This window comes from Psychrobacter sp. Ps4 (assembly GCF_022129285.1).
Lineage (GTDB): Bacteria > Pseudomonadota > Gammaproteobacteria > Pseudomonadales > Moraxellaceae > Psychrobacter > Psychrobacter immobilis_A.
The window spans coordinates 36348-54725 of sequence record NZ_JADQAK010000020.1 but is presented as its reverse complement, the minus strand read 5'-3'; the positions used below and the strand labels follow the sequence as shown (position 1 = coordinate 54725).

Annotated in this window: 14 protein-coding genes; 6 read left to right on the top strand and 8 right to left on the bottom strand. The window is 43.5% G+C overall.

All coding sequences use genetic code 11. From position 1 onward, the window contains the following. Positions 1–231: 231 nt before the first annotated feature. The gene (locus I3252_RS11470; protein WP_060490868.1) at positions 232–510 is read left to right on the top strand and encodes a peptidylprolyl isomerase; all 279 of its coding nucleotides are present in this window, start codon (positions 232–234) and stop codon (positions 508–510) included. 376 nt (positions 511–886) lie between these two features. Here the strand turns inward: I3252_RS11470 and I3252_RS11465 are convergent, their stop codons facing one another. Further along, positions 887–1774: an SDR family NAD(P)-dependent oxidoreductase gene (locus I3252_RS11465; protein WP_201501431.1), complete on the bottom strand. Its 888-nt coding sequence runs from the start codon at positions 1772–1774 to the stop codon at positions 887–889. 189 nt (positions 1775–1963) lie between these two features. Here I3252_RS11465 and I3252_RS11460 point away from each other — a divergent pair, with 189 nt between their 5' ends. After that, positions 1964–2353 carry a DUF1622 domain-containing protein gene (locus tag I3252_RS11460; protein WP_201501432.1) on the top strand — a complete coding sequence of 130 codons (390 nt, stop codon included), beginning with the start codon at positions 1964–1966 and terminating at the stop codon, positions 2351–2353. Positions 2354–2403: 50 nt separating this feature from the next. Here the strand turns inward: I3252_RS11460 and dusB are convergent, their stop codons facing one another. The 3 genes from dusB to I3252_RS11445 all read right to left on the bottom strand — a co-directional run bounded on the left by dusB (position 2404) and on the right by I3252_RS11445 (position 6373). Further along, entirely contained in the window at positions 2404–3435 is a 1032-nt protein-coding gene (gene dusB, locus I3252_RS11455; RefSeq protein ID WP_238035277.1) for a tRNA dihydrouridine synthase DusB, read from the bottom strand. A 132-nt stretch (positions 3436–3567) separates the two neighbouring features. After that, the gene (locus I3252_RS11450) at positions 3568–5613 is read right to left on the bottom strand and encodes a BCCT family transporter (protein ID WP_087814377.1); all 2046 of its coding nucleotides are present in this window, start codon (positions 5611–5613) and stop codon (positions 3568–3570) included. Between the two features lie 319 nt (positions 5614–5932). After that, the gene (locus I3252_RS11445; protein ID WP_238035276.1) at positions 5933–6373 is read right to left on the bottom strand and encodes an HIT domain-containing protein; all 441 of its coding nucleotides are present in this window, start codon (positions 6371–6373) and stop codon (positions 5933–5935) included. Positions 6374–6631: 258 nt separating this feature from the next. On the opposite strand from I3252_RS11445, the gene I3252_RS11440 reads away from it, so the two are divergent. The 3 genes from I3252_RS11440 (at position 6632) to I3252_RS11430 (ending at position 10942) form a co-directional block, all read left to right on the top strand. Next, on the top strand, positions 6632–7393 hold the full coding sequence (locus tag I3252_RS11440) for a hypothetical protein (RefSeq protein WP_238035275.1): 762 nt from the start codon (positions 6632–6634) through the stop codon (positions 7391–7393). A 205-nt stretch (positions 7394–7598) separates the two neighbouring features. Further along, the gene (gene ilvD, locus I3252_RS11435; RefSeq protein WP_238035274.1) at positions 7599–9485 is read left to right on the top strand and encodes a dihydroxy-acid dehydratase; all 1887 of its coding nucleotides are present in this window, start codon (positions 7599–7601) and stop codon (positions 9483–9485) included. Between the two features lie 209 nt (positions 9486–9694). After that, complete coding sequence (locus I3252_RS11430) at positions 9695–10942, top strand: cation:proton antiporter (RefSeq protein ID WP_238035273.1); 1248 nt, start codon at positions 9695–9697, stop codon at positions 10940–10942. 18 nt (positions 10943–10960) lie between these two features. Here I3252_RS11430 and I3252_RS11425 read toward each other — a convergent pair whose 3' ends face one another. From I3252_RS11425 to I3252_RS11410, 4 genes are all read right to left on the bottom strand, one after another. Further along, entirely contained in the window at positions 10961–12376 is a 1416-nt protein-coding gene (locus I3252_RS11425; protein WP_238035272.1) for a serine hydrolase domain-containing protein, read from the bottom strand. 260 nt (positions 12377–12636) lie between these two features. Continuing rightward, entirely contained in the window at positions 12637–13179 is a 543-nt protein-coding gene (locus tag I3252_RS11420) for a sulfur transferase domain-containing protein (RefSeq protein WP_238035271.1), read from the bottom strand. 176 nt (positions 13180–13355) lie between these two features. Then, the gene (locus tag I3252_RS11415; RefSeq protein ID WP_087814370.1) at positions 13356–14273 is read right to left on the bottom strand and encodes a MaoC/PaaZ C-terminal domain-containing protein; all 918 of its coding nucleotides are present in this window, start codon (positions 14271–14273) and stop codon (positions 13356–13358) included. A 360-nt stretch (positions 14274–14633) separates the two neighbouring features. After that, positions 14634–16034 carry a 3-oxoacyl-ACP reductase gene (locus I3252_RS11410; protein ID WP_238035270.1) on the bottom strand — a complete coding sequence of 467 codons (1401 nt, stop codon included), beginning with the start codon at positions 16032–16034 and terminating at the stop codon, positions 14634–14636. Positions 16035–16614: 580 nt separating this feature from the next. On the opposite strand from I3252_RS11410, the gene I3252_RS11405 reads away from it, so the two are divergent. Then, the gene (locus I3252_RS11405) at positions 16615–18174 is read left to right on the top strand and encodes an acetyl-CoA C-acetyltransferase (RefSeq protein ID WP_238035269.1); all 1560 of its coding nucleotides are present in this window, start codon (positions 16615–16617) and stop codon (positions 18172–18174) included. Positions 18175–18378 lie beyond the last annotated feature (204 nt).

The following is an 18378-nucleotide window of genomic DNA, read 5'->3' as shown; positions in this document are numbered from 1 at the left end:
TTGATTCTTAGCTCAGATCAAGGTGCGATTGATCTGCTCATGCACATCTACCCAAATGCATTGCACCGATGTAATGACAGCGACACTCAAAAGACACCGATTCTCATCCAAATAGTAGCCCCTGTGTAGATAATGAATTTTGAGAAAGTAGCGCATACAAGTGAAGTTAGCAACCAAGATAAGCCGTGATATAATGCCCCGATAATTGATATTTTATGAAAGGTTTACATTATGGCTCGTACAGCTAGCGCATTACACATTTTAGTAAAACACAAAGAACAGGCTGAAGATATTATTGCCAAGCTTCAAAAAGGCGCTAAGTTCGATGTGCTGGCGAAACGACATTCAACCTGCCCATCAGGTAAAAAAGGCGGCAGCTTAGGTGAGTTTCAACAAGGCGACATGGTACCAGCATTTGATAAAATCTGCTTCAGCGGCAAACTCTTCACCCCACATTTGGTAAAAACCAAATTTGGCTGGCATGTGGTTAAAGTACTTTACAGGACATAAGCGTTGGGGGCGGAGCTTTCATTATAAGCCGACTGACATATGCCTTAAACATTATCCTGACTCATACAGGATCTAACATCATGGCAGTCACGATTTGAGCTGCCATGATTGACTCATTTATGACCCGAAACGACTTATGATCTAATGTCCGTGCCATATCTAAATCTAAATTTGAGTTGACTCAACTTTAGTTCTCATAAGAGTGATGATGGTAGACAGTTATAAATAGGTTTTGATCATAATAAAGCGTTAAGAAAAAAAGGCTGCTACTGCCCTCTCTCCTCTTTTGTATCAACATTAATAATTTTTAAGGCGTTAAAAAAGGACACCGCAGCGTCCTTTTTTATTCTAAATCAAGGCTCATATACAGCCTATTCTAATGATGCTCACCAGGAAGTATTCTGGCAAAGGCACGCTGAGCAAGGCTTGGCTTCTTATCAGTAGTCAGTCCAGCGCGGGTGCTTGGAAAAATACGATAACCCATCGACTGAATACCAACGTTGATTGCTGGTGCCAGTGAATAAGTAGCTGACGCAAATTTACCCATGTTGCTGGCAATACTGTTTGGTTTATGGACAATCGCTTTGGCAACCATCATCGCTGCTTCATCAGGCATAAGCGCAGGCATGTAGCGGTACAACTTAGTAGGCTCAATCATAGGCGTGCGTACCAATGGCATAAAAATATTGGTAATCGTCACATTATCGCCTTTCACTTCAGCAGCTAAGCAGCGGCTAAAAGCATCCAATGCCGATTTTGAGGCAACATAAGCGGCAAAACGCGGACTGTTTGCCAATACGCCAATAGAGGAGATATTCACAATTTGACCAGTCTGACGTTCAATCATCGTCGGCAAAAACCCAAGAACTATTTTAACCGCGCCAAAGTAATTGATATCCATAGTACGCTCAAAATCATGGAAACGATTAATAGACTCGTGAACCGAGCGCCGAATTGAACGACCAGCGTTATTGACTAAAACATCAACATGTCCGAAATCTGCCAAAATTTGCGTGCTAACTTTTTCGATATCATCCATATTGGTCAAATCACAAGGGTAATAACTGGCATTGCCACCAAGCTCCTCGATACTTTCTTTAACGGCTTTTAGTTTGTCTTCGGTGCGTGCTAATAAGATAACATGCGCACCGCATTCACTAAGTAAATACGCTGTACGCTCACCAATACCGCTTGATGCCCCTGTGATAATGATATGCTTATCTTTGACCGCTTTGTTGATTGCTTTTTTTGAGGGATTGGCCATAAAAAATCCTTTTTGTTGTTTCTATGCCTATGAATGTTCGATTACAGCATAGCAAAAAATTATGGCTTAAAGTGAACAAAACCGCCGTCTCAGCCAGATAATTTGACGATTATAAGGATTGATAAACGTATAATCGCAGTATTGCTTAGACTTACGCTTTTCACCGAATATCGATAAGGAGTATCTGTTTTGATTGCAACTCTAGCTCATTACATTGATTTAATTGCTAAGATAGTCGAGATCATAGGCGTACTTATCATGTTTTTTGGACTGTTTTTTGCTTTTTATCGAGGGATTCGCCTAACCAGTGGTTTTAATCACGAGACCTATATCGAAATCAGACAAACCGTCGGTAAATCTATTTTGTTAGGATTAGAAGTCCTCATCGCCGCTGATATTATGGCGACTGTCGTCACAGAACCGACGTTACGCAGCGTCCTAGTACTAGGTTTTATCGTACTCATTCGGACTTTTTTGAGCTTGTCACTACAAGTAGAATTAGAAGGCAAATTTCCTTGGCAAAAAGAAAATACAGTACTCAAAAAAGAACCACATACCGCTAAAGTGGACGAGCTTTAAAGATTTTTTATCATTTAACAGACGCTTAGCATGAACCCTCTGCTCACTTACTATTCGTGCGCCTGCAAAAAATCTTCAACCACGCGAAACTGTCCAGCGGTGCTTTCTTCGCCATACATTGCTTGGCGAAAAGCATTAGAATTAGGAATGCCTGTGGTATACCAAGCAATGTGCTTGCGAGCGATACGGCAGCCAGAGTACTCACCATAAAAGTCATATAGCTCTTGCAAATGCGCCAGTACAATCTCTTTTATCTGGCTGACGCTCGGTGCATCAAGACTCTCACCAGTGCGTAAGAAGTGCTCGATATCGCGGAATATCCACGGTTGTCCTTGGGCAGCACGCCCAATCATCACAGCATCACAGCCTGTCAGCTCATAAACACGCTGGGCTTTTTGCGCGCTATCGATATCACCATTGGAAATGACGGGAATGTTGATGCTTTCTTTAACTTCGCGTATCAGCTCATAACGCGCCTCACCTGTATACATATCCTCACGCGTGCGTCCGTGAATGGCAATCGCCGCAATACCTGCTTGCTCAGCACGCTTCGCCACACGCAAGATATTCTCACGACCATTCTCATAGCCCAATCGCGTTTTTAAGGTCACGGGGGCATTTACGCTATTTACCGCCGCATCTAGTAAACGGGCGACCAAATCTTCGTCTTGTAACAGTGCAGAACCTGCCAGCCTACGGCAGACTTTTTTGGCAGGGCAGCCCATATTTATATCAATAATTTGCGCGCCATTATCAATCTGATAACGTGCCGCTTCTGCCAATTTATCAGGTTCAGCCCCTGCAATTTGCGCTGAAATAGGCGCGATCTCATTATCAAAATTGGCACGATACAAGGACTTTTTGCGTGCGTAAAGCGCCGTATCAGCGATAATCATTTCACTCACCGCATGACCAGCGCCAAAGGATTTACATAAACGCCGAAAAGGATTGTCCGTCACGCCCGCCATAGGAGCAACCATGAGACGGTTTTCAATCGTCAGGCCGCCGATGTTCAATGGCTGCAATAAGGGATGGTCAGATACTGGCAAAGACGACGGTAAATCAGAAGAATCAGTAGACATAAAAAACGGCTTGCCATTAATTAAAATAAGATAATAAAAACAAGCCGTTATTCTAAGGAATCGTACACATAATGCAAGCTATTAACGTGAATAACTTGCATTAAGAAACACGACTTTTTCAACAGTACACCCTTACTTATCAAACACACTGCCCTGCTCTAGTGTGATGTCCTCATCATGCTCCTGCATACGCCACGGCAAACTATCTGGCGACACATTTAAGAAGTGTAGATATTTTTCGAACTGATCAATAATATCGTTAATCACCGACTCTGATTGATAGCCATATAAATCATAGGTTTGACCACCACGACGCAAATATACCTCAGCACGATGATGGTGCTCTTGTGGTAATTCATTGGCCATATCTTCCGTATAATAATCCGGAATTTCATGCTCTGACAAACGAACTTCATACCAGAACTCTACATTGTCACCGCGTCTTAGTTCCAATACAGCACGGTTATTGACCTCATCATAATTCACATCAGGCAACCAGCCTGTTTCGGCAAATTTCTCTGCCACCTCATGCATCGATGATAAAACCGTACCTTTGATATAACCCAGCACTTTTTCGCGCGTTGGTTGATTGGTGATATAGTCAATACGATCACGCCATGCGTCAAGCTTAAGTAGATGCGGCGGCAAATGATTGTCATTGGCTAGGCTTTGATTGCGATGTCCTTCAATACGTAGCGCACGCCACATACCAAATGTCGAAATCAATATAATGATTGCAAACGGTAAAGCACTAACGATAGCTGCTGTTTGTAGTGCACTTAGACCGCCTGCGATAAGTAGAACCGCCGCGACCGCCCCCTCGGTTACCACCCAAAACGAGCGCTGCCACCAAGGCGTATCACTACGTCCACCTGCGGCGAGCGAGTCAATCACTAATGACCCTGAATCCGATGACGTCACAAAAAAGGTAATAATTAACAGTACTGTCAATGACGAGACAATCTGCGTGAATGGTAAATTCTCTAGCAATTTAAATAACGCAATTGCTTGGTTGTTTTGCACCTCACTAATTAAGGCATCGTAACCATCGACCATAATCATATGTAATGCCGTATCGCCAAACACCGAAAACCAAAAGAAGGTAAATAGCGTTGGCACTAACATGACGCCCAATACAAACTCACGAATGGTGCGACCGCGACTGATTTTGGCAATAAACAGACCCACAAAAGGCGCCCAAGCAATCGTCCATGCAAAAATAAATAGTGTCCAACTACCGATCCAATCACTCGATTGATACGCTTGCAAGCTAAAAGTACGCTCAACGATATTGCCCAGATAGCTGCCCGTATTTTCCATGAAAGCATTGAGAATAAAAATCGACGGACCAACGATAAAGACAAATAACATGAGTGCCGTTGCCAATACCATATTTAAAATAGACAAGCGCTTGACGCCTTTGTCCATACCTGCCAGCACGGATACCAAGGCAGCTGCAGTCACTAGTGCGATGATGATAACCTGCACCGTCGTATTAACTGGCACCATCTCTGGTAGCAAATAATTTAGTCCTGCGTTAATTTGCGCCACCGATAGACCCAAACTGGTGGCGATACCAAACATCGTGCCCACGATCGCAAACACATCAACCGTATGTCCGATAGGGCCATAGATTTTGTCACCGATTAATGGATATAGCGTTGAGCGTACCGACAATGGCAAGCCATGACGAAAAGAGAAATACGCCAGCGACAAACCTACTACGCCATAAATCGCCCAAATATGGAAACCCCAATGGAAATAGGCAATTTGCATGGCTTCTTTAGCAGCTTCAATCGTCTGCGGCGTGGAAAGTGGCGGACTGGCAAAATGCAATACGGGCTCTGCTACGCCATAAAACAATAGCGCGATACCGTAGCCTGCGGAAAAAAGCATGGCAAACCATTCCAGAAACTTATACTCAGCCTCCGCATGGTCAGGGCCCAATTTAATACTGCCATAAGGCGAAAATGCCAAGGCGATGATAAACATCAAAAATATGGCGACTGCCAACATATAAAACCAGCCGAAAGTGTCGGTGGTAAATGCCAAAACTTTGCTGAACAGCTCGCCAGCAGCGTCAGGGTTGATGGCTGTACCAATCACCAATAACAGCATAATCGCTGCTGCCGGTACAAAAACTGGCAACAAAATGGTGGAGCGAGGTAATTTACTCATAGAAAGTGATATCCCCAAAAAGTAGCAATGAAAAATAATCTTCGATATCAAGATTAATAATCAAAAGGAGCAGTGCCTTTTTTATAAAAATTGACTCACAAAGGCGAAAATGCATCAGTTATTGTTAAACAAATATAATTTTTATCACACTATGTTCAAAAACCCCAGACAAGCGCCCAACTTGTAACATGACTTTAACGATTGTTACATGACTATTACCAACTAATAAAAAAGGCCGCTTGTTAGCGACCTTTTTATTTTGTTCTGGAACAATTTACGTTTTGCTTGTTAATTCGACAGCCATCTCGTTTTTTTATTATTAAACAGTAATGGCAGCAGCAAGTTGCTTTGCCGTTTCAGCCAGTTCTATGTGATCAGCTTGGGTCACTGCATGTCGACCGAGCTCATGAATACTCGATGGAATGAGATGCACGTGATAATGAAAAACGGTTTGACCCGCCTCGCTACCATTTAATTGCATCTGAATAATGCCTTCACGCGCAAATACTTGACGCTGTGCTTGCATGACTTTTTTAGCGGTCATTAACACCGCGGCGGCATACTCTGGTTCAAGGTCCACCAAATCAACGGCTTTTTGCTTAGGAATCACCAGCACATGCCCCTCTGCTTGTGGCATGATATCCATAAAGGCAAGGGTTTTATCATCTTCATAGACTTTGTGATATGGGATGTCACCGTTTAGCATTTTGGCAAAGATATTGTTATCGTCATACGCGGCTTGCTCATTGGCTTGGGTCATTATTTTTTCCTTTACTTGTTTGATTATTGGTTGCTCGACAGCTTTTAGAAGGGATGGAATAGCCTGTAATATAGTGGACGAAATGTCGTTTAAGCACAAGTTGCGATAGCACTCGTTATTGAAAATTAGCAATACATAAGCTAATCGCGCTAGCTCACCAATTTGGTTGGCGAGTCAGGTGCTTTAAATGTTATATTAACCCTCTACTTTAACAACGCTACGTTTATGGATTCGTCTATTTTGCCGACTCAATCAAATATGAGTAACATTTACACAGAACCTGCTCAAGCAGCGCAAACGTCTGTCACAGCTGGCTCTGTATTCAATAATGAAAAAGAACCAAGCAGCGCTGAGACTGAAAATGAGACTCAAGCCCCCACTCAAAGCATTGAGCCTAACGCGCTCATTCTGGCCAAAGCACTGAGCGACAAGACGATTGGTTGGAAGATACACAATTGCAAAATCACTAAAAAGACGGTCACACAGGATTTACCATTACCGTTCTTATATCATTACGACAGTTTAAATGATGCGATTAAGCAAGCAAATCCGCTCACACCTGCCCTACTGTCACAGTTCAATACGCCCATGAGCGCTCATGAAGCAGCCAAGCTGATTGGTATTAGCGAAGCACTAATCACCAGCCCTTGGCATGTCAAAATCGTAGGGTCATTGGTGGTGTTTAGCGAAGCGCTGCAGTTAGCCGTACGCTTGCATTGGACCAATACGGGCAAAGACACCCAACAACTTTATACCCAGAATGAAGCAGACGCTATTACAGCCGCTTTTAAAGATTGGCAGTTTTTTGGTCGTATCGATGTACTCTACAAAAATAATAAGCAAACCTTAATCAGTATAGATGAACAAGCTGAAGGCAATGAGCAACTACTTCGTATTGAAGCAAACGCTGATTATCAATGCTTGCCAGCGACTCATGCGTTAGTGGTTATCGCTAAATTGGAAGCGGACAAAATAGAGCTACCTTGGTTTGAGACGGCGATAGTAGAGCGCGTCGAATAACACCTTATCTTCCAAATACTTACGATGTTATGACTGCTATTGACTTGGCATTATCAATGAGTAGTTTTCAGTGATTCATATCTAATGGTATGGTAACGACCTAGTATTATTCACTAGTCCTCGCATTTTATAAAAAGCACACTATCAATATTAAAATTGAGGGTGCACATTTTCACAAAACTCGCCTATTTGTAAGGAACATCACATGGATTATCGCTCAAAAACCTCTACTGGCGGCCGTAATATGGCAGGCGCGCGCGCATTATGGCGTGCGACTGGCATGACTGATGGCGACTTTGGCAAACCAATCATTGCGATTGCCAACTCGTTTACCCAGTTCGTACCTGGCCATGTGCATCTAAAAGACTTGGGGCAACTGGTCGCACGTGAAATTGAACAAGCAGGCGGCGTGGCTAAAGAGTTCAATACTATTGCGGTCGATGATGGTATTGCCATGGGTCATAGCGGTATGTTGTACTCACTGCCAAGTCGCGATTTGATTGCCGACTCGGTCGAATATATGGTCAATGCCCATTGTGCAGATGCCTTAGTTTGTATCTCCAACTGCGATAAAATAACGCCGGGTATGTTGATGGCTGCTATGCGCCTCAATATTCCAGTAGTGTTTATTTCAGGTGGCCCAATGGAAGCGGGCAAAATCTTAGCCAGTACCGTTGGTAAGAGCCATAATACCGATGGTAGTGACAGTAGTGCGATTCGTAAACTTGACCTCGTTGATGCGATGATGGACGCTGCTGACGACAGCATTAGTGATGAAGATGTAGCCGCTATTGAATCCTCAGCCTGCCCAACTTGTGGTTCATGCTCTGGTATGTTTACGGCCAACTCAATGAATTGCTTGACCGAAGCGTTGGGCTTGGCATTACCGGGTAATGGCTCGTTACTCGCCACCCACTCGCTGCGTCGTGAGCTGTTTTTAGAAGCAGGACGCACCATTGTCTCACTTGCCAAACGTCGCTATGAACAAGATGACGATTCAGTATTGCCACGCTCAATTGCTAGCAAAGCGGCTTTTGAAAACGCGATGACCTTAGATATCGCGATGGGCGGCTCGACCAACACTATTTTGCATCTGTTAGCGGCTGCTAACGAAGCAGAAGTCGATTTCAAAATGTCAGATATCGATCGTCTAAGCCGCGGTGTACCTTGCCTTGCAAAAGTCGCCCCTGCCTCGCAAAAATACCATATGGAAGATGTGCATCGTGCTGGCGGTGTCTTTGCGTTATTGGCCGAGCTTGATCGTGCTGGATTACTGAAGACTGACGTACCGACCATCCATAGTCCAACGATGAAAGCCGCGATTGATAAGTGGGACATCATGAATCCTGATAATCAAGAGGCACGCGCGCGCTTCCTTGCAGCACCGGGTGGCGTACGTACCACTGAGGCATTTTCACAATCAAAAGAATGGTCAAACCTCGACGTCAACCGTGAGTCAGGTTGTATCCGTAGTGCCCAACATGCCTATTCTACAGATGGTGGTTTGGCCGTATTGTATGGCAATATCGCTGAGCGTGGCTGTGTAGTCAAAACCGCAGGTGTGGATGACAGCATCCTAGTCTTTACTGGTCGTGCTCGTCTATTTGAGTCACAAGATGATGCTGTCGCTGCGGTATTGGCCGACGAGATCGTGGCAGGTGATGTTGTTATCATCCGTTATGAAGGCCCTAAAGGCGGTCCTGGTATGCAAGAGATGCTCTATCCAACGACTTATCTCAAGTCAAAAGGCTTGGGTAAAGAATGCGCCCTACTCACCGATGGTCGTTTCTCTGGTGGTACCTCAGGCCTATCAATCGGTCATGCCAGCCCAGAAGCAGCGGAAGGCGGCGCAATTGGTCTGGTTGAAGAAGGCGATACCATCCATATCGACATTCCTAATCGTACGATTAACATGCAAGTCAGTGATGCCGATTTGGCCACTCGCCGCGAGGCGATGGAAGCTCGTGGCCGCGATGCGTGGAAGCCTGTAAGCCGTGACCGTCATGTGACCCCTGCTCTACGTGCCTATGCTGCCATGACTACTAGTGCCGATACCGGTGCGGTACGTGACGTGAGCCAAGTTGAGCGCTAAGCCTTAAACTATTAATTGTTAAAGTATATTGGTAAAAATCTATTAAGCCTGCGCTATGCAGGCTTTTTTTTCACCAAAAAACAACGCATATGTCGTTTTGATAACGATTTTTTGCGGTAATCATTATTTTTTAGCGTCATTATAATGGACTAGTAAATATGACCTCACTTTAACTTTTTAAGATAAACATAACAGCGTGCACCTACCTTATGATTGAAAACTACAATTTATTTTTATTGGTCTGCGGTATCGCTTTTTTACTGGGGGCGTTATTCCCCATTATATTTAAGCGCACGCCTATCTCTTTGCCTATGTTGCAGGTCAGCTTTGGGCTGCTGATGGGGTACTGGTGGACGACCTTATCATTTTTAGACCCTATGAATAACGGCTTAATTATCGAAAAATTAACCGAAATTGTGGTGCTCGTATCCTTGGTTGGTGCTGGTATTAAAATTGATACAAAGCTGTCTTGGCAATTGTGGCGACCGACCGTGCGTCTTTTGCTTATTACCATGCCGATTGGCATCTTTGCGATGGCGGTGCTAGGCTACTATGCATTTGGTCTCAGTCTGGGAGCTGCTATATTGCTGGGCGCAGTACTGGCTCCAACCGATCCCGTCTTAGCTTCTAGTATTCAAGTAGGACCACCCAATACAGGTCGCGAAGACACACCTCGCTTTACATTAACGTCAGAAGCAGGATTGAATGACGGACTGGCTTTCCCATTTGTTTATTTGGCCATAAAAATAGCGGAAGCTTTTAGCCAAGGCAATCCCTTTACCCTCGAGATGCTCTGGTCATGGTTCACTCATGATGTCTTATGGAAAATTGGTGCTGGGCTGGTAGTTGGGATTGTCGTTGGTAAAATTATGGCCAAGCTGGTATTTTCAAAATATAGCCAAAACACTACTATTTCTCAAGGCTATGTGGTCATTGCGCTAACGTTAGTGGCTTATGGACTTGCCGAATTTGTACATAGTTATGGCTTTATCGCCGTATTTATCGCAGCATTTGCCTTTCGCCGCTCAGAGCATGAGCACAGCTATCACCACAAGCTCCATGATTTTGCAGAACAATCAGAAGGCTTACTCATGTCTTTAGTGCTGGTCACTTTCGGCATGTTTCTTGGTCAAGGACTGCAATCGGGCGTTGAGCTGACATGGCGTGTTTACATCGTCAGCTTCACCTTCCTCTTGTTGATACGTCCCATTGGCGGGTTTATTGCTTTATCAGGACTAAACATGGCACACACTGAAAAATATGCCATCTCTGCTTTGGGCATCCGTGGTATTGGCACGCTATATTATTTATCTTATGCGCTCAACCAAGGTTTTTTCGGTGATGAAGATGCGCTTAAACTGTGGGTCGTCTGTTCAATTGTCATTTTGGCGTCAATCTTTATTCATGGTCTTAGCGCCACAAAATTGCTTAAAATGACGCCGAATAAATCACATTAACCTTATCGATAGAGCTATTTAGCGCTTTGAAAGCTCTGAATCGACTAAGTTAAGTACCGCTTCCGTTAGTGCAAACTGACGGACATCATTCAGCATCGTGGTGTCAAAATTATGGATAAAGGCAAATGACAATTGACGCTCTGGGTCACACCAAGCAACCGAACCGTTATAGCCCATATGCCCAAACCCTTGCTTGTTTGCATCAACTTTTTCACTGTCTGTATGCTGACAAAGACTGAATAACCGATGATAACCCAAGCGCCAATCCATGTTTGCTGGCATAACGGCATCTATCCCTGTGACTTGCGGTTTGGATAGTTGCTCAAAAGTGCCGCTATTAATAAATGTGTGTCCTTGCCATGTTCCGCCGTTGGCTAACATGGCATAGATGGTGGCCAATGCCTGAGCTGAAGCGACACCATTTGCTGCTGGAATAATGGCCTGTAGTGTCTCACGACTGTGATAATCGATCGCTTGTTTGCCAGCAGGTATGAGTGCCGCCTTATAATTTTTTAGATTAAGCTGACTGGTATTGAAGTACAAACGATTAATATGAGCCGTGTCTAATATCGGTAAAGTATTTTGCTCATCATCTGAACTTAGGTCTGCCGCTTTGCCATCCATTAAAGCTAGCTGCTGCCAACAAGTGTAGCTAGGCAGACTAGCATAAGTACGTAAAGTACTTTGTGAGTCGGCTTTTAGCGTTGGCTTATGACGTTTATTACGCAGTTGTGAACCAGCCTCATTTGATGTTTCGAAGTCTTTGGTCAGTCTTGCTATTTGGTTGACTTTATTCTCTGGCACACCAAAATAGCAACTATCAGCAATACCTAAAGGCTCAGTGAGATAATGGCGCAATGCCTCAGCTAAAGACATTTCAGTAACGGCTTCTATCAGACCGCCCAACACCCAACCATAGACCAGAGCACTATAAGCGCTGTCATATAGCTCGCCATGGTCTGGTGCTGTGATTGGCATGGCAGCAACTTTATTGAGCATTTGATCCCAATCAAGCAAAGCTTCGCTATCCACATCGATACTCTGAATTGAGAATAAGTTGGCTTGATGCGACATCACGCTACGTAGCGTAATATTCCCTTTATTCTGTGCAGAAAATGCGGGCCAATAATGGGCAATAGGCTGGTCATAATCAAGCATCTGCTGCGAAACCAATATATGTACAAGCGTCGCCAATACACCTTTACCCGTCGAAAAGTTAATCGCCAAAGTATCAGGCTGCCATGGCATCTCTGGACGTGCCATCCCCACACTCGCCTGTGCAATGCATTCTCCTGCCTGATAAACAACCACGGCACCACCAGCTGGTGCATCATCAAGCTGTAAGTCGGTGAGTATTTGCTGCAAGCGTTGTTGCAACGTTATATTTATCTGATGATCAAAAATCTGCGTGGTTTTATTATTATTGTCAATCATGGCTACCCTGCTCCATTTCTATAAAACAGCTAAACGGTAAAAAACTATTTAGCCCCTAATATTAAGTGTTCATATGATAAAAATACATTATTTGCTAAGGCGTAACTGTTCAGTATCTCAATATTAGCAATTTATCTTTTCGTTTGCTTAGGGCGTGTCCTCATTTTAAAAATAACAACGCGCCTTAATAAAAAAGGCAACCTAGTGGTCGCCTCTCTGTCATGCAATGCTGCTTAATAATACGTTGTCATCTTTATGTCTTAGCGCGGTACCAACAGACGATTATGAACTTCTTGCTCAAGCTTCGTTAATCCATGACTGCGCCCACGTTCCATAGCGGTGTCCATTTTACGTCCACGTAGCCATCCTGCGCGTAGCGCCATTGCGGCACCCACTCTATTGCCTGAGCCACAATGCACTGCTGTTTTTTTGCCATGATGTTGACGCAATATGTTATCAAATGCCAATATATTAAGCTGCTTTAAGTCTGCGGCACCATTAATAGGCAGATGCTCATAGTACATGCCAGCTCGCTCGACCGCTGCGGCTTCATCAAAGCTCAATTCATCATCTGGCTGTAAGTTAATCACTAACTCAACCCCAGCTTTCGCTAAGGCAACCACTTTTTCGTCATTGAGTGCACCGCACACAATGGTAGTGTCATCAGGACGAAAATAAGGCTCAAGAATAGTACTAAGATCAACATCATTGTCTAAAACGTTATTGCCAGCATTCGATACTGTGTCAATAGCTACTGAATGATTCAGTTGATCTGGGTTTGGTACGGCGGTATGTGAAGTCATAATTATAAATTTGTTCGTTATATTTACTATGGTCAATTCCAGTTAAAATAAGTACAAAGCAACCGCGTATCGATGTATAAGCAATACTTCAAGCGAGGTTAACGCTATTACTTTTCTATCACGAATCGACCATATTGAGATATTTTTTAGTTAAATGACAGTCGTTCTACTGGCTTTTACTCATTGCCACTCTGTAATTTAACCGTACCTGCCAAATGCGGCTTGTCATTTTTAGAGCTAAATAAGCCAAACTCACAGGTATCGTCTGTGTCTTCAAGTGCAGCTACCGGATCAGCGATCAGTTCTACTTCGGCTGGCAAAAAGATAGGCAGTTTAAATGATACATCAACCGTACAAGCATCCGGCAACTCGTCCATCATAGCAAGGCATTTGGCCTTTGACCACATGCCGTGAGCAATCGCTTTAGGAAAGCCAAACGCACGCGCAGATAATGGATGGAGATGAATGAGGTTAAAGTCACCTGAAACAAAAGCATAACGACGACCGATATCTTCTGGCACTTCAAAGATACTATGCACGCCTTCTGGGTTGACTGATGGCTTGACCGTTATTGGACGTGGAGTGCTTTTTTTGTCTTTGCTGCTGATTGGTTTTTTGCTGCGTGATAGATACGTCGAAGTACCTTCCCAAATCACCTTATCTTCTGACTTGACCGTCGTCACAAAATCAAACTGCTGACCCTGAGCATGGTCGCGCAAATTATCAAAGGTGACTGACATAGCAACCGTTTCACGCTCACCGATAGGACGATACTGAGTCACACTATTATCGACGTGCACTAGACCTAACATAGCAAATGGAAATGGCTCTTTGACCATCATATTCATTTGCAGCGTCTGAGACAGCACTGAGAAGTAAGTAATGGGTACTTTGCCATTATCTGTAAAACCACAAATTTTACGATAATCGTTTAAGTTACTTTGGTCAATGTGCAAATCGTCGACATAGTAAGTCGCTTGCGGCAATTGGTCTTTACTGATTTTGCCGTTATTACCAATAGGCAATAAACTTTTAACGATATTGGCATAGGTCGTATGCGCTTTCGGCAACGCATCATAATGTTTGTCTGACATAATAAATCCTAAGTGGGGCTTGAGCAAATTTTCTTGGTGTATCTAAAGATGCTATGACATTGTTGGTTACAGCATATCATTGAGCAATGCCACCAGTATTATGCCTAAATTAGGCACAATTCATAGGCGTGGTTTTAGACAATGTAAGCAACTCTCACAGCAAAAAACAATTTGGCTACTGGTTCTCTGTGTTTTTATCATAAAAAAGCCACCCTTGGGCAGCTTTATTACGATTTATGAGCAATTTTTTCGTAAGCATATGTGAGGAAAATTAAAAATACTGATTAATATCAGCTATTTACCATTATCTAAATCATCATTTATACTTACTTATAATTGACACTTACTTATAAAGTGATATTAAGCACCCAATAAGCTTTGACCACAAACGCGAACAATGTTGCCATTTAAGCCACCAGAAGCAGGTGATGCAAACCATGCGATGGTCTCAGCCACGTCTACTGGCAAGCCGCCTTGGCTCATAGAGTTCATACGGCGCCCTGCTTCACGAATAGCAAATGGAATAGCTTCGGTCATTTGCGTTTCAATAAACCCTGGAGCAACAGCGTTGATCGTCATGCCTTTGGCGTTACCTTCTAACTGCTTGGCAGTGGCATTAACCAAACCAATCACCCCTGCTTTAGAGGTGGCATAGTTGGTTTGACCCAAGTTGCCAGCGATACCTGAAATTGATGACACACAAACGATACGTGCATTGTCTTTTAATACGTCGTTGTCTAGTAAATAGCGGTTCAGCCTAGCAATACTACCTAGGTTAATATCGATAACCATGTCCCACTTTTTCTCGTCCATGTTTGCCAATGTCTTATCACGAGTGACGCCAGCATTATGGATGATTGAATCTAATCCGCCACGCTTTTGTGCAGCTTCGGCGATTTGTTTGCCAGCGTCATCACTGGTGATGTCGACGGTCAATACTGAGCCACTAATTTCGCTAGCGACTTTTTGTAGGTCTGCTTGCTGCTGCGGTACATCAAGGCAGATAACGTGAGCGCCTTCGCGAGCCAAAACGCGAGCAATTGCTTCACCAATACCGCGGCTTGCGCCAGTTACCAGCATGGTTTTACCGCCAAGAGGCTGCGTCCAATCGACATCAACATTGCTATCCTTACTAACGCGTACGACTTGTCCTGAGACATAAGCTGAACGAGCGGAGGTGAAAAAGCGTAAAGTCGAATCTAGGTTTTGCTCTGCGCCATCTTCCACATAAATAAGCTGTGCCGTAATACCGCGTTTGAACTCTTTACCGACAGACTTCACAAAGCCTTCAAGCGCGCGCTGAGCCAAAGCTGTATCAATGTCAGAGATATTTTCTGGTGGGCGACCAATAATAATGACGCGACCAGACTTTTCTACACGACGAGCCACAGTATGGAAGAACTCATACACTTCTTTTAATTGATCGGCATTGCTAATATTACTGGCATCAAACAATAAAACTTTAAATTTATCATCGCCGCCCGTATTGGCTTTTGCTTCAACGCCTGCATCAGCAAGGGCATCTTTGATATCATCACTGCTGTTTACATAAACATCAGCATGTACGTCTGACAAAATTCGCGCAACAGACTCACTGACGCTTTTATCATCGCCATTAGCACGACCAACCAATACGCTACCACGTACTAAAGGCTCACCGCTTTCGAAGCGATCAAGAGTAACAGGTAACGGTAAACCCAAATTTTTGGCCACTTTTTTGCCAATAGAAGACTGAACAAAATCACCATAACGGTCTGACATAATATAATCCCTATAACGAACGGTTAGAATAATAGTAATAAATGTAATGTGCCTATTATATAGACTCAATAACCTCATAATTATTGATATTTAGTAAATGAGTCTAAAGCTGGCCTAACTATACACTGCCATCTTAAACAAGTCCAAAAACCGATAATGTCTACAACAATCTGTAAACAACTCAGTATACAAGACGGTCACTTTTTCTGGATTTAAAAATCACCACATTGTGCTAAAATCAGACCTATAAGTTATAGCAAATGCAATTATCGATAACAATATATTATCAAATCTATCGTTATGCAATGCCAATAATCGATACTAGCCAGTCTACGAAAGTCATATTGATGTCTTTCAAAGCTGATACCGACCTTAGATAAGCGTCACATAGTTTGCCAAAGATATACAGTAAGGTCGTAAAAACGTCTTATCATAAACAGTTATGCTGCGTAATAAGTGATAATATTTGCTTCTTGTTTATTTTCGATTATTGAATTTTTTAATGTAATCATTTTTATTATCATTAGTTTTACTATTGTTACCCTCTTTTCTTCTGCCCATATTTTTTAAGGATAATATTATGAGTAATAAAAACAATCACCCTGATAGCCCTGTTGTTGAAAGCACAGTGGTAAAAGCCAGTGCGTCAAAATCTACTGATAATAAATCAGACAGCGCCAAAACAGAAACGGCTGTTAAAAAAGCTAAAAGCACGACAGCTACAGACACGTCTAATAAAGAGTCTTCTAGTAATAAAGAGTCTTCTAGCACCACAGAAGCGAATGATAAATCACCAGCTTCTACTACGAAAAAGCCAGCATCTGCTGCCAAAAAAACCAGCAAAACCAAAGCCGTTGCTGGTCAAAATCGAGTGGCTATCCTAGGTGGCAACCGTATTCCGTTTGCACGCTCGAACGGTTCATACGCTGACGTTAGCAACACCGACATGTTGACAGCTGCATTAGATGGCTTGATTGAACGCTATAACCTACAAGACGAAGTGTTGGGTGAAGTGGTGTCTGGTGCCGTCATGAAACTAAGCCGTGACATCAACCTAACTCGCGAGGCCACGCTTAACACAGCGCTCAACCCACATACGCCAACTTACGATATCTCACAAGCTTGCGGTACTGGCTTGCAAGCGACTTTTGCTTCTGCCAATAAAATCGCACTGGGTCTTATCGATTCAGCGATTACTGGCGGCGTAGATACGACCTCTGATGCACCGATCGCGATTGGTGATGGTCTACGTAAAGTACTGATCAAACTGGGCGCGGCTAAAGACAACAAACAACGTCTAAAAGCACTAATGGGTCTAAATCCAAAAGACTTAATCGATTCGCCACAAAACGGTGAACCACGCACTGGTCTATCAATGGGCGACCATCAAGCCATCACCACACTTGAGTGGAACATCAGCCGCGAAGCACAAGATGAGCTTGCTTTTAACAGTCATCAAAACCTAGCGCGCGCTTATGATGAAGGATTCTTTGATGACCTAATCACTCCATACAAAGGTCTGACGCGCGATAACAACTTGCGCCCTGATACTACTTTGGAAAAACTGGCTAAATTAAAGCCTGTGTTTGGTAAGAAGAACGCCAACCCAACGATGACAGCAGCCAACTCTACCCCATTAACGGATGGTGCCTCTTGTGTCCTATTGGGAACCGATGAGTGGGCAAAAGAGCGTGGTCTTAAGCCATTGGCTTATATCGTTCATCAAGAAACGGCCGCCGTTGATTTCATTGGTAAATCTGGCACCACAGAAGGCCTATTAATGGCACCTGCTTATGCCGTACCGCGTATGCTTGAGCGTGCAGGTCTAACACTACAAGATTTCGATTTTTATGAAATCCATGAAGCCTTTGCATCACAAGTGTTATCAACACTAGCTGCTTGGGAAGATGAAAAATTCTGTGAAGAGCGTCTAGGACTAGATGCACCACTAGGCTCTATCGATCGTAGCAAGCTAAACGTTAATGGCTCGTCGTTAGCTGCGGGTCATCCATTTGCCGCAACGGGTGGTCGTATCCTAGCCACTGCAGCGAAGCTATTGGATCAAAAAGGCTCAGGTCGTGCACTAATCTCTATCTGTGCAGCTGGTGGTCAGGGCGTGACTTGTATCTTAGAGAAATAACTCTTTGACTGCTATTATTTGATTGGTATTATCAGTCAATAGTTAGCATGAATACTTTAAAGCACTCTTTAATCGATGGATTAGAGGGTGCTTTTTTATGCCCATTCACTACTCAAAACTGGATGATAGTCAAGGTCTTGCTAACAACACAATAATGAAACGTAGCCAACGCATAGCTCTATCGGTAGTTATGCTAAAGTAAGA

What these genes read in the sequence shown, in the direction of transcription:
- I3252_RS11470 (WP_060490868.1), top strand. Translation starts at nt 232, where the DNA reads ATGGCTCGTACAGCTAGCGCATTACACATTTTAGTAAAACACAAAGAA.
- I3252_RS11465 (WP_201501431.1), bottom strand. Translation starts at nt 1,774, where the DNA reads ATGGCCAATCCCTCAAAAAAAGCAATCAACAAAGCGGTCAAAGATAAG.
- dusB (WP_238035277.1), bottom strand. Translation starts at nt 3,435, where the DNA reads ATGTCTACTGATTCTTCTGATTTACCGTCGTCTTTGCCAGTATCTGAC.
- I3252_RS11450 (WP_087814377.1), bottom strand. Translation starts at nt 5,613, where the DNA reads ATGAGTAAATTACCTCGCTCCACCATTTTGTTGCCAGTTTTTGTACCG.
- I3252_RS11445 (WP_238035276.1), bottom strand. Translation starts at nt 6,373, where the DNA reads ATGACCCAAGCCAATGAGCAAGCCGCGTATGACGATAACAATATCTTT.
- I3252_RS11440 (WP_238035275.1), top strand. Translation starts at nt 6,632, where the DNA reads ATGAGTAACATTTACACAGAACCTGCTCAAGCAGCGCAAACGTCTGTC.
- ilvD (WP_238035274.1), top strand. Translation starts at nt 7,599, where the DNA reads ATGGATTATCGCTCAAAAACCTCTACTGGCGGCCGTAATATGGCAGGC.
- I3252_RS11430 (WP_238035273.1), top strand. Translation starts at nt 9,695, where the DNA reads ATGATTGAAAACTACAATTTATTTTTATTGGTCTGCGGTATCGCTTTT.
- I3252_RS11425 (WP_238035272.1), bottom strand. Translation starts at nt 12,376, where the DNA reads ATGATTGACAATAATAATAAAACCACGCAGATTTTTGATCATCAGATA.
- I3252_RS11420 (WP_238035271.1), bottom strand. Translation starts at nt 13,179, where the DNA reads ATGACTTCACATACCGCCGTACCAAACCCAGATCAACTGAATCATTCA.
- I3252_RS11415 (WP_087814370.1), bottom strand. Translation starts at nt 14,273, where the DNA reads ATGTCAGACAAACATTATGATGCGTTGCCGAAAGCGCATACGACCTAT.
- I3252_RS11410 (WP_238035270.1), bottom strand. Translation starts at nt 16,034, where the DNA reads ATGTCAGACCGTTATGGTGATTTTGTTCAGTCTTCTATTGGCAAAAAA.
- I3252_RS11405 (WP_238035269.1), top strand. Translation starts at nt 16,615, where the DNA reads ATGAGTAATAAAAACAATCACCCTGATAGCCCTGTTGTTGAAAGCACA.